Here is a 12,003-nt window from a genome sequence, read left to right on the forward strand (position 1 = left end):
CTAGCCGTGCGCAGGCCACCCACGCCTGAGGCGCGGGACCTACGGCCGGCGACCGACGAACCCTCCTCCCAGCCCCGTCGGCGACTACGACCGTCCGCTTCAGGCCGAGGCCGCCGACCTACCCACTCAGACGGCAGAGGGTGGCGCCGCAACCGCAGTGGCTGAAAATGTGTCTCTCATCGCGCGGCTTGGCGATTCGCCGGCGGGCGGGGCTTCGACGCACGGCGGCCTTGGGGGGCTGGAATGAACACATGGACATTGCCCGGATACACCGAGTCAGTCGAGCTCGGGTCCGGGGCGAGCGGGCGGGTGGTCCTCGCCGTGCACGAGGAGACCGGCGTGCCGGTGGCCGTCAAGTACCTCAGCGAGTCGCTGCGCGGTCGGCCGGGCTTCGTACGCGACTTCCGTACCGAGGCGCGGCTCCTCGGCGGGCTGGAGAGCCCCTTCGTCACCGAGCTGTACGAGTACGTGGAGGGCCCGGACGGCGCCGCCATCGTGATGGAGCTGGTGGACGGCGTCTCGTTGCGCGCCGTGCTGAAGCGGGAGGCCCCGCTCGGCCCGGAGGCCGCGCTCGTCATCCTCAAGGGATCACTGCTCGGACTGGCGGACGCGCACCGCGTCGGCGTCGTCCACCGCGATTACAAGCCGGAGAACGTCCTGGTCGCGCCGGACGGATCCTCCAAGCTGGTCGACTTCGGCATCGCGGTGGACGCGGGCACCAGCCAAGGCGTGGCGGGAACCCCCTCCTACATGGCCCCGGAGCAGTGGACCGGGGCGCCCGCCTCTCCCGCCGCCGACGTGTACGCGGCCGCCGCCACCTTCTTCGAATGCCTGACCGGCCACAAGCCGTACCGCGGCGACAACCTCGCGGCGCTCGCGTTGCAGCACGTCGACGCACCCGTTCCCGCCGACGAGGTGCCGGAGGCGGTGCGTGAGCTGGTGCGCCGGGGGCTGGCCAAGGATCCGGAGGATCGGCCCGCGGAGGCCGAGGCGTTCGTCAGGGAACTGGAGGCGGCCGCCCTCGCGGGCTACGGGCCCGAGTGGGAGGAACGCGGCCGTGGGCGGCTCGCCGCGCTGGTGGCCCTGCTGCCGTTGCTGCTGCCCTCGGCCCGCAGCAGCCCTGGAACCACCACCGACACCGCCCGTACGGTCCTGCACCAGGAACCGGCCCCAGGCGGCGCGCAGGCATGGCTGCCCGGCCGGTCCGGCATGCTCGTCTCCGGTGCCGCGCTGCTCCTGGGAGCCGTTCTCGCCTTCGGGCTCCAGCACACCCCCGGAGACGGCACCGGTCAGGTGGCCCAGGCCCTCGCCACCACCAGCGCCGAAGGGAGTACGGACACGGCTGCACCGCCGCCCCCGACGGACTCCGCCTCCCCGTCCCCCACGCCCTCCGACTCGGCCGATCAGTCGCCGTCCCCCACCCCGTCGCCCTCGGACGACGCGCCCACCCCCACCGCCGAACCCTCGTCCTCCGCCACCACGGACGCGACCACGGAGACGACCGAGCCCGGCGCGGCGACCACCACCCCGGCGCCGACGACGACCTCCCCGACCCCGGTGAAGGACCCCGCCGTCAAGGATGTGGCGGTGTCGGGATTCCGGCAGACGGGCCCGGCGACCGCCACGGCGACCATCGACATCGTCACGGACGGCACCGGACCGATCTCCGTCACCGTCTCGTGGTTCGTGGGCGAGGCGAGCGGACAGTACGGCGCCCAGGACGGCACGTCCCAGACCTTCCGGCGCAGCGGCGCCACCCAGTACACGCTCACCGTCGACCACACCTTCCGGGGCAAGGGTTGCTACTGGGCGGTGCAGGCCACGACCACCCCGACCGCCGCGGACGGCGGCGCCTCGCAGCAGCTCCTGACCAGACAGTGTGTTCTCCGATGACCACTCAGAACGACGACAGCACACCCGCGCGCCCGACGACGGGGGCCGACGAGCCGACGATGATGCTGCCCGATGCGGTGACGCTGGTGGAGGGCATCGACGACGCCGTCACGCAGGTGCCGGAGCGCCCGGAAGCCGACGAGAACACCCAGGTTCTCCCGACCGCCGGCGAGTCCGCCACCACCGTGGACCTCGGCCCGGCGTCCACCGTGCGACCGGCCCCCGCCACCACGGTGGACCTTGGCCCGGCGTCCACCCTCCACCTCGGCCCCGTCGAGGACCGCGTCCCCAAGGCCGCCGCCGATGCGGATGCCGATGCCGATGCCGAGGCGGATGTCGCCGACGCCGGGTACGCCGCGGAGTACAGCGCCACCGTGCTGGCCAGCCACTGGATCCAGCGACCCGAGACCGACGACACCCTCGCCGAGGCGACGCTCGCCGAGACGACCGTCGCCGAGGAGACCGTGGAACAGCCCTCCACGGCCCCGGCGAACGGGTCCACGCCACCCGACCGCGTCGACGGCACGCTGCTGCGTTTCGGCCCCGGCGTGACCAACGTCGTCGCGCAGCGAACCCACCGCACGCTCCCCGCCCTGCCGCCGACCCCCGCGGTACCCCGGCGCCGACGGCTGCGCCGGCACGCCCTGCCCGTGCTGGTGCTCCTCTGCGTCCTCGCGTTCCTCGCCTGGCAACGGCTCGGGCCGCCCCTCCGGGTCGACGCGGTGACGGTCACGGCCCGGCCCACGATCCTGCGGTGCGACAGCACCGCGGACATCGTCGCCGTCGTCGCGACGAACGGCCGTCCGGGCACGTTCTCGTACCGCTGGATCCGCAGCGACGGGACCCGCTCGGGCGTCCTGGAAGAGGTGATGGTCCGGGGACAGCGTCAGGCACGCCTGCACCTGCGGTGGACCTTCCAGGGCGAGGGACACCGCACGGCCCGGGCCGAACTGCGCATCCTCACCGCGGGCCCGCACAAGGCCACCACCCGCTTCACCTACGACTGTTCCTGAGAGGGTCCCCGACCGGCCGTGCGACGCGTCAGTCGCAGCTGGAGGCGCTCTGGATCATGACGCCGGTCACGGTGAAATAGGAGGGGTACTGGCGTCCCGTGCTCGGCTCGATGCATTCGTAGCCGGTCACGCCGTTGCGGAGGTACCTGAGCATCACCCGGTCGTCGTTGCGGGTGTTGAACACATAGGCCGAGCCCCGGCTCCTCGACCCCAGGTTCTGGTAGTAGTCGGTGACGTCCTGGTACGCGGCGGTCGGCGACTGCGACGCCCAGTCGGCGGCCGTGAGGTAGAAGCACACGCGAGGGTACGCGCAACCCTTGTAGGAGTCGGCGTGGGCCTGGGGCGCGGCGAAGATCGCCGAGCCGGCGACCATGGCGCCGACCATGGCGAAAGTGCGCTTGCTGAGGGAAAGGCGCATGTCTGCTTCCTTCTGTCGATGGGATGCCACGGGTCCCTGTCTCCGGTGATCGCGGAGAGGCCCGGTGGGCACCAGACATTGCCGACGATGATCCTTTTCAGCAAGGAGAACCGGGGCCCGGGGGACGGTGGGACGCCGTGGCCGCCGCTGCCTGGCACGTTCCGGGGAAGCTGGGACGCCCGTGGGACGCCCCGACCATGACGCGTACTCCACAACACCGGTCTCCGGGAGCCTCACGGCTCCCGGACGACTCAGCCCGGTCCGTCCGCACGAGACGCCCGGCCGGGTCCGCGCTCGATGCGGTGTGCCTTGCGCAGGGAGCCGAACAGGTCGGCGGCACACAGGACTTGGGGGGACTCGTGCGTGGCGACGCCGCTTCCCACCGTCCGAGGAACTGAGCCCGTCTTCGACAGATCTCGCCCAGGGCGGGCACGTGACCCGAGGGACCGACGCTGCGCACGAGGCGGCGGTCCCGTCGTTCCCGCCGATCGCGGGGAACAGCGGCTCCCGGCGCACCTACCGCCCGGTGGTCACCTCTCGGCCACCCCACCCCGGCGCGCGCTCCGACTGCCGCCCGCACCCGCGCCCTTGGAGGGGCACCGCGAAAGGCAGACTGTCCGCATGACCCTCCACTGCATCGTGCTGGACGACTACCAGGACGCCGCCCTGACCCTGGCCGACTGGAGCCCTCTCGACGGCCACGTCGAGGTCCGCGCGCTCCGCGAGCACATCGCCGACCGGGACCGGCTCGTGGCCGAACTCGCCGACTGCGAGATCGTCGTGGCCATGCGGGAGCGCACCCCTTTCGACGCCGACCTCCTGCGCCGACTGCCCCGGCTCCGCCTGCTGATCACCACGGGCATGCGCAACGCCTCCATCGACCTCGCGGCGGCCCGGGCCCAGGGCGTGACCGTCTGCGGGACGGCGAGCAGCCCCACCCCGCCCGTCGAACTGACCTGGGCACTTCTCCTCGGCCTCGCCCGGCAGGTCACCGTCGAGAACCGCGCCCTGCGCGAGGGCGGCCCCTGGCAGTCCACCGTCGGCCAGGACCTGCACGGCCGCACCCTCGGCCTGCTCGGACTCGGCAAGATCGGCACCCGGGTGGCCCGCGTCGCCACCGCCTTCGGCATGGAGGTCCTGGCCTGGAGCGAGAACCTCACCGCCGAGCGGGCGGCCGAGGCGGGTGCTCGACTCGCCGCGGACAAGAAGGATCTCCTCGGCCGCAGCGACTTCGTCTCCGTCCACCTCGTCCTGTCCGACCGCACCCGGGGCCTGCTGGGGGAGCCGGAACTGCGCGCCATGCGCCCGCACGCCCACCTCGTCAACACATCCCGCGCCGCCATCGTCGACCGGACGGCACTGCTGCGCGCCCTGCGCGAGGGCTGGATCGCCGGCGCCGGCCTCGACGTCTTCGACAGCGAGCCCCTCCCCGCGGACGACCCCTTCCGCACCCTCCCCAACGTCCTCGCCACCCCGCACCTCGGCTATGTCACCGAGCGCAACTACCGCACCTTCTACGCGGAAGCCGTGGAGGACATCACCGCCTTCCTCGCCGGCGCCCCCGTCCGGCAGCTGGCGGGCGCGTAGCCACCGGCACGAACGCTGCCAACGGCTCACCCGAGGCCGGTCGGTGGAACCCCGTTGCCGACGGCGATCTCTCTCACTACGGTCGGCCCATGGCGGACGACGAGCCCACACGCGCGGCACGGCTGCTGGATGCCCAGGCGAAGGCGGTACGGCTCTTCGCGGAGTTGGAGGAGCGCGGTCTCGTCGCCCCCGGCGAGGGCGAACGCGCGGTCAGCGACCGGATCCGGGACCTGGCGAACGAACTGTTCGGCACCACCCGGCACTGGCACAAGAGGATCGTGCGCTCCGGCCCGAACACCCTGAAGCCCTACCGGGAGAACCCGCCGGACCGGGTGATCACCGCCGACGACATCGTGTTCGCCGACGTCGGTCCGATCTTCGAGGAGTACGAGGCCGACTTCGGCCGGACCTTCGTCCTCGGCGACGACCCCGTCAAGCACCGCCTCCGCGACGACCTGCCCCGCGTCTTCGCGGCGGGCCGGACGTTCTTCGAGGCCGACCCGGACATCACCGGAGCGCGGCTGTACACCGAGGTGGAGCGGCTCGCCGCGGGGGCCGGGTGGGAGCTGGGCGGCTGGCACGCCGGCCACCTGGTCGGCGAGTTCCCGCACGAGCGGATCGACGGCGCGGACGTGGAGTCGTACATCACCCCCGCCAACACCACACCGCTGCGCCGCACCGACAAGGCCGGACGCCGCTGCCACTGGATCCTGGAGATCCATCTCATCGACCCCGCAGGCGAGTTCGGCGGCTTTCACGAGGAATTGCTCACCCTCTGACCGGGCCTTCCGCCCCCTCCGCGAACCCCGATGGCAGACCGGGGCAACCATCCGCGCCTCTCGCGGGTCACATCCAGTGAGAGCAAAGCGCTCTCATGGCTACAAGGGGGAAATATGCGAAAGGTAAGCAATCTCGTGACAGTGGGGGCGTTAGCCGCCCTGGCGGTGGGCGCCTCGACCGCGTTCGCCACGACGGCCTCCGCCGCACCCAACGTCACCCCGCAGGGTGTCTGCGGCAAGGCCTACAAGACGGTGAACTCGGCGCCCGTCGGTTCGCTGGGCACCGTCTACCTGACCTACAACTCCTCGAACGGCGAGAACTGCGTCGCGACCATCCGCAAGAACCCGGGCACGCTCAAGCCCATGTCCACATGGATCTACGTCCCCGCCACCGACGAGTACGCGGGCGACGCCGACGACTACTCCTCGTACGCGGGGCCGGCCTACGTCTACGGCAAGGGCTTCTGCGTGAGCTGGGGCGGCAGCATCGACAACGTGTACGTGTCGGTGGAGAACTCCAACTGCGGTTCCCTGAAGGAGACGCGGGTCACCGAGATCCGCTGATCCGACCGATCCACTGACTCGACCGGTCAGTGGAGCCGCCCGTCACCGAGCCGTGAGTTCCCGAACCGGCCGCCTCTCCTGAGACGCACCTGGCGCGGGGACTCACGGCGCGTTGTTGAACACGTTCAAAAAGGGCTACCCTGAGGTCGAACCGATCGAGGGGGCTCAGATGAAGGTGGTACTGCCCGGGGGAACCGGACAGGTCGGTGCCGTTCTCGACCGTGCGCTGACAGCAGCGGGTCACCAGGTCACCGTGGTCACCCGGCGCCCCACGCGGGCCCACGACATCGGCTGGGACGGGGCCACGCTCGGCCCCTGGGCCACGGCGATCGACGGCTGCGACGTCGTGATCAACCTGGCCGGACGCAGCGTCTCCTGCCGCTACACCCCTGAGAACCTGCGGGCCATGATGGACTCCCGGGTGGATTCGACGCGGGTCGTCGGCGAGGCGATCGCCGCCGCCGCAAGGCCACCGCGCGTCTGGCTCCAGATGAGTACGGCGACGGTCTACGCCCATCGCTTCGACGCACCCCACGACGAGGCGACCGGCACCATCGGCGGCTCCGAGCCCGGAGTACCCGACTACTGGGCGTACAGCGTCGAGATCGCGCAGAACTGGGAGCGGGCGCAGGCCGAGGCGCCGACCCCCGCGACCCGCAAGGTGGCCCTGCGTTCGGCCATGGTGATGAGCCCGGACCGGGGCGGTGTGTTCGACGTGCTGTCACGACTGGTGCGGCTCGGGCTCGGCGGCCCGGTGGCCGGTGGCGCGCAGTACGTCTCCTGGATCCAGGACGAGGACTTCGTGCGGGCCGTGGAGTTCCTGATCGCCCGGGACGACCTCGACGGGCCGGTGAACCTCGCCTCGCCCGACCCCCTCCCGCATCGCGCGTTCATGCGGCAGCTGCGCACGGCCTGGCACGTCCCGGTGGGACTGCCGGCGACCCGCTGGATGGCGGAGCTGGGTGCGTTCGCCCTGCGCTCGGACACGGAACTGCTGTTCAAGAGCCGCCGCGTCGTGCCGGGCCGGCTGCTCACCGCCGGGTTCTCCTTCACGCACCCCGACTGGGAGAGCGCCGCGGCGTCCCTCGTGCGGCGGGCCCGATCGGGACGATCCGCCGTGCCCCGCCGGGAATCATGACGGGCTCGTGGTCCGCCGGTTCTGCTCCCGGTACCTGCTGACCGGACGCCCACGGTCCGGGAGCGGATCGCCGCGCATGAAGGCGGACAGCACCCCGAATATCGCGTGCGGTGGCGTCGGTCGGCGTAGCAGACTCCCAGGCATGGTGGACATGCGCGTGTTCCGGGACGAGGTCACCCGCTGGGCGGGCGGTGGCACCGGCGGATCGGCGAGAGAACTGGCGGAACCGCTCGGGGTGCACACGGTCGTCCTGCTGGAAGGGCTGAGCGACCTCGCCGCCGTCGAGGCGCTGGCCGAGCGCCGCGGCCGGGACCTGGCCGCCGAGGGGGTGTGCGTCCTGTCGATGGGCGGGGCGATGAGCGTCGGCCGCTATGCCGCGCGCCTCGGACCCTCCGGCCTCGGCCTGCGTCTCGTCGGTCTGTGCGACGAGCGCGAGAAGCCGTTCTTCGACCGGGGCCTCGCCCCGGACTCGACTCCGCGCCACGCCGTCTTCGTCTGCTCGGCGGACCTGGAGGACGAACTGATCCGCGCTCTGGGCCCCGAGCGGGTCGAGGAGATCGTCCACGCCGAGGACGAGTCGCGCCCCTGGCACACCTTCCTGCAGCAGCCCGCACAGCACGGCCGCCCCCGGCACCAGCAGCTGCGGCGCTTCATGAGCACCAGGAAGGGGCGCAAGATCCGCTACGGCCGCCTCCTGGTCGAAGCCCTCACCCCCGAGCAGGTACCCGCCCCGCTGAACGATCTCTTCGCACGCCTCTGAGGCGGGGGCACCGTGCCCCGCGGACCGGTCCGAGCCCGCCCGCGCGCCCCGGACCTGCTGTGACTTCGCCCACCTACTCTTGCCCGGGCCCGCTGGGCCTACCTACGTTCGGTCGCATGTCCCCCCTTGACCGCGCCCTTCCCGGCGGACCGGACGAGCCCGATCCGGACGAGCCCGAGGCGGTGGGCCATCCCATCGCGGACGGCCCCGACGCCTCCCCGACGGTCGATCTGGACATCGACCTGACCTCGCACGAGATGCTCCGGCGCGCTCATGTCCTGGAGGCCCTCGGCCCGGACTGGGACCCTGTCGCGGCCCTGCGCGACGAGCAGGCGGCGAACCGACTGCTCTACTCCGGCCTCGACGCCGACCAGCGGCGGGTCTACGACGAACTGGTCGCGGCCGGTGTGCTGCCGGGCGACGGGCCGGAAGACGGCGGCGGTCATGCTGCCGCTTGACCCGCAGGCCGACATCGGGCGCCGCGCCTGGGTGGCCTGCCCGAACTGCGCCGACCACCAGGGGTGCGCCACCTGCGAGCAGGGCCGCACCTGCTCCGCGCACTGGCGCTATCTGCTCTCCAACGTCGGCAGCCTGCTGCACCTGCAGTGCCCGTCGTGCACCCACATCTGGGCCCACGAGACCCACTTCGGCGCCACCCGCACCCCCTGGGAGCGCATCCGCAGCGGCCTGCGACGCCACTGACCCGCCCCCGCCGCTGAACCGACGGGACGGGGCCGGCCAGGTGGGGCCGGACGGCGCAGGGGCGCCCGCTTTCGGATGACCTCACCGTCTGTCGCCGGGGACGGCGCAGGGCCGTGGCCGAGGATCTCGGTCGGCGGTCATCCCTGCCTGCCGTTCGTCCGCCCGGAGGCAGCCGTGCACATCCTGCTCCTAGCCAGCGCTTTCAACAGCCTGACCCAGCGCGTCCACGCCGAGCTGCGCGACCGGGGCCACACGGTGGCGGTCGAACTGGCCGTGCCCGACAACCCCCTGCCGCAGGCCGTACGTCGTCACGCACCGGAACTCATCGTCGCGCCCATGCTCAGGACAGCGATCCCCGAGGAGGTGTGGTCGGCACACACCTGCCTCGTCGTCCACCCCGGGCCCGTGGGCGACCGGGGACCGTCCTCCCTGGACTGGGCGATCCACGAGGGCGCCGACCGGTGGGGCGTCACCGTCCTCCAGGCCGACGCGGAGATGGACGCCGGTGACGTGTGGGCCTCCGTGCCCTGCCGGGTTCCTCCGGTGGCCAAGAGCGAGCTGTACCGGGGTGAGATCGCCGACGCCGCGATCGAGGCCGTGCTGCTCGCGGTGGAGCGCTTCGCCGACGGCACGTACGTACCGCTGAAGCAGGCCGCGTCGGGCACCGCCGACGCCCACACGCGTGCCACTGTGGGCGGAGCCGCACCCTCCGGCCCCCGCACCCGTCCCCACCTCGACCAGAGCGTCCGCCGCATCGACTGGGACGAGGACTCCACCCGGGACGTCCTGCGCAAGCTGCGGGCGGCGGACTCGCAGCCCGGCGTCCTGGACGTGCTGCTCGGCGGGGAGTGGTACCTGCACGGCGGCCACGCCGAGGGGGTACTGCGCGGGCGCCCTGGGGAACTGCTGGCCACGCGCGCCGGGGCGATCTGCCGGGCCACCAGGGACGGTGCCGTGTGGATTCCCGAGCTGCGGCCCCGGAGGGTGCCCGGACAGCCGCCCACCTTCAAGCTGCCCGCCGTACTGGCTCTCGGCGACCGGCTGCCGCCGCTGCCCGAGCGCGCCCTGCCCTGCCTGCCCGAGAACCCGCGGCGCACCTGGTCGGACATCCACTACCGGGAGGAGGGGAACGTCGGCCACCTGTCGTTCTCCTTCCCCGGCGGTGCGATGAGCACCGAGCGGTGCCGCCGTCTCCTGGACGCCTACCGCGAGGCGTGCGCACGGCCCACGACGGTGCTGGTGCTGGGCGGTCAGCGGGACTTCTTCTCCAACGGGATCCACCTGGGCGTCATCGAGGCCGCCGACGACCCCGCCGCGGAGTCCTGGGCGAACATCAACGCCATCGACGACCTGGTCGAGGCGGTCCTGACGACGACCGACCGGCTGGTGGTCGCGGCGGTCGCGGGCAACGCCGCCGCCGGAGGCGTGATGCTCGCCCTGGCGGCCGACGAGGTGTGGTGCCGCTCGGGCGCCGTACTGAACCCGCACTACCGGCTGATGGGCCTGTACGGCTCGGAGTACTGGACCCTCACCCTGCCGCGCCGCGTGGGCGCGGCGACGGCCGGCCGACTGATGGATGAGGCCCTGCCGCTGAGTCCGGCGAGCGCGCTGCGGCTCGGGCTCGTCGACCGGGTCGTCGACCGAGGCCCCGACGCCTTCGCGGGCGAGGTCGCCGGCCTCGCGGCACGGCTTGCCGCTCTTCCGGCGACGGCGTCACGGATCTCCGCGAAGAAGACCGAGCTGGACCGGCTGGAGAGCACGACCCCCCTGGCCGGCTTCCGCGAGCGGGAGCTCACCCTGATGCGCCGGACCTTCGACGACGCGGACGCCCCGTACCACGCGCTGCGCCGTTCCTTCGTCCGCAAGGAGCGGCCCTCGCGCACCCCGCCGCACCTGGCGGCGGCCCGGGTTGCGCGAACCGTCCCGATGCCCGCCGCCGACGACGTCACCGGAACGGCCCCCTCTGTCGTCCCGTCGCGGTTCGACGGCTGATACCAAGAAGAACGACGGCCGAATTACAGGCTTTCATCCCTTACCTCCCCAGGAGGCGGTCCCATGACTGAGGCGACGCCGGGCACACTCGATGCCGCAGACACGGGCGCTGCGCCCGCCGACGAAACGCCCACGATCCACATCCTCTGGATCAACGCGGGCCTGAGCTGCGACGGCGACTCGGTCGCGTTGACGGCGGCCATGCAGCCCAGCATCGAGGAGATCGTGCTCGGTGCGCTGCCGGGGCTGCCGAAGATCGCCGTGCACTGGCCGCTCATCGACTTCGAATGCGGCCCCATCGGCGGCTCGGACACCTTCATCGAGTGGTTCTTCAAGGGCGAACGCGGCGAGATCGACCCGTTCGTGCTCGTCGTGGAGGGCTCCATCCCCAACGAGGCGATCAAGCCCGAGGGCTACTGGTGCGGCTTCGGGGACAACCCGGAGACCGGTCAGCCGATCACCACCAGCGAGTGGATCGACCGCCTCGCCCCCAAGGCACTGGCGGTCGTCGCCATCGGCACCTGCGCCACCTACGGCGGCATCCACGCCATGGCGGGCAACCCGACCGGCGCCATGGGCGTGCCGGACTACCTCGGCTGGGACTGGAAGTCCCACGCCGGCATCCCCATCGTGTGCGTCCCGGGCTGTCCGATCCAGCCGGACAACTTCTCCGAGACCCTCACCTACCTGCTCTACCAGGCCGCTGGCGCCGCCCCCATGATCCCGCTGGACGACAAGCTGCGCCCCACCTGGCTGTTCGGAGCCACCGTGCACGAGGGCTGCGACCGCGCCGGCTACTACGAGCAGGGCCAGTTCGCGATGTCGTACGACTCGCCGACCTGTCTGGTCAAACTCGGCTGCTGGGGGCCGGTCGTCAAGTGCAACGTGCCCAAGCGCGGCTGGATGAACGGCATCGGCGGCTGCCCCAACGTCGGCGGCATCTGCATCGCCTGCACCATGCCCGGCTTCCCGGACAAGTTCATGCCGTTCATGGACGAACCCCCCGGCGCCAAGGTGTCCAGCGGAGCCAGCGGGGCGTACGGCGCCGTGGTCCGCAGACTGCGGTCGATCACCGCCAGGACCGTGGACAAGGAGCCCAAGTGGCGCCGTACCGGCGAGAAGATCACCACCGGCTACCGGCCCCCGTGGTGAGCGAC

At 72.1% G+C, this 12,003-nt stretch carries 12 protein-coding genes; 11 read left to right on the forward strand and 1 reads right to left on the reverse strand.

What is annotated here, in order from left to right; all coding sequences use genetic code 11:
• Positions 1–243: 243 nt before the first annotated feature.
• Positions 244–1,893, forward strand: a complete 1,650-nt coding sequence (locus ACZ9QC_RS41345; RefSeq protein WP_472917827.1) for a serine/threonine-protein kinase — start codon at positions 244–246, stop codon at positions 1,891–1,893.
• On the forward strand, positions 1,890–2,906 hold the full coding sequence (locus tag ACZ9QC_RS41350; protein WP_472917828.1) for a hypothetical protein: 1,017 nt from the start codon (positions 1,890–1,892) through the stop codon (positions 2,904–2,906). The genes ACZ9QC_RS41345 and ACZ9QC_RS41350 overlap by 4 nt, the downstream gene beginning before the upstream one ends.
• Before the next feature lie 28 nt (positions 2,907–2,934).
• Here ACZ9QC_RS41350 and ACZ9QC_RS41355 read toward each other — a convergent pair whose 3' ends face one another.
• Positions 2,935–3,324 (reverse strand): hypothetical protein, encoded by a 390-nt coding sequence (locus tag ACZ9QC_RS41355; protein WP_472917829.1) that lies wholly within the window; start codon positions 3,322–3,324, stop codon positions 2,935–2,937.
• A gap of 621 nt (positions 3,325–3,945) precedes the next feature.
• Here ACZ9QC_RS41355 and ACZ9QC_RS41360 point away from each other — a divergent pair.
• The 9 genes from ACZ9QC_RS41360 to ACZ9QC_RS41400 all read left to right on the forward strand — a co-directional run bounded on the left by ACZ9QC_RS41360 (position 3,946) and on the right by ACZ9QC_RS41400 (position 11,998).
• The gene (locus tag ACZ9QC_RS41360; RefSeq protein WP_472917830.1) at positions 3,946–4,911 is read left to right on the forward strand and encodes a D-2-hydroxyacid dehydrogenase family protein; all 966 of its coding nucleotides are present in this window, start codon (positions 3,946–3,948) and stop codon (positions 4,909–4,911) included.
• Positions 4,912–5,000: 89 nt separating this feature from the next.
• Entirely contained in the window at positions 5,001–5,690 is a 690-nt protein-coding gene (locus ACZ9QC_RS41365; protein ID WP_472917831.1) for a M24 family metallopeptidase, read from the forward strand.
• Between the two features lie 114 nt (positions 5,691–5,804).
• Complete coding sequence (locus ACZ9QC_RS41370) at positions 5,805–6,254, forward strand: spore-associated protein (protein ID WP_472917832.1); 450 nt, start codon at positions 5,805–5,807, stop codon at positions 6,252–6,254.
• Between the two features lie 169 nt (positions 6,255–6,423).
• Complete coding sequence (locus ACZ9QC_RS41375; RefSeq protein ID WP_472917833.1) at positions 6,424–7,392, forward strand: TIGR01777 family oxidoreductase; 969 nt, start codon at positions 6,424–6,426, stop codon at positions 7,390–7,392.
• Positions 7,393–7,534: 142 nt separating this feature from the next.
• Entirely contained in the window at positions 7,535–8,152 is a 618-nt protein-coding gene (locus tag ACZ9QC_RS41380; protein ID WP_472917834.1) for a TOPRIM nucleotidyl transferase/hydrolase domain-containing protein, read from the forward strand.
• A gap of 116 nt (positions 8,153–8,268) precedes the next feature.
• Complete coding sequence (locus tag ACZ9QC_RS41385) at positions 8,269–8,610, forward strand: DUF6400 family protein (RefSeq protein WP_472917835.1); 342 nt, start codon at positions 8,269–8,271, stop codon at positions 8,608–8,610.
• Positions 8,597–8,854: a hypothetical protein gene (locus tag ACZ9QC_RS41390; protein ID WP_230218358.1), complete on the forward strand. Its 258-nt coding sequence runs from the start codon at positions 8,597–8,599 to the stop codon at positions 8,852–8,854. The genes ACZ9QC_RS41385 and ACZ9QC_RS41390 overlap by 14 nt, the downstream gene beginning before the upstream one ends.
• A gap of 174 nt (positions 8,855–9,028) precedes the next feature.
• Complete coding sequence (locus tag ACZ9QC_RS41395; RefSeq protein WP_472921957.1) at positions 9,029–10,846, forward strand: hydrogenase maturation protein; 1,818 nt, start codon at positions 9,029–9,031, stop codon at positions 10,844–10,846.
• 63 nt (positions 10,847–10,909) lie between these two features.
• A complete protein-coding gene (locus ACZ9QC_RS41400; protein ID WP_472917836.1) occupies positions 10,910–11,998 on the forward strand; it encodes an NADH-quinone oxidoreductase subunit B family protein in 1,089 nt (362 codons plus the stop codon).
• Positions 11,999–12,003: the final 5 nt, after the last annotated feature.

Source organism: Streptomyces sp. HUAS MS02 (assembly GCF_055702265.1).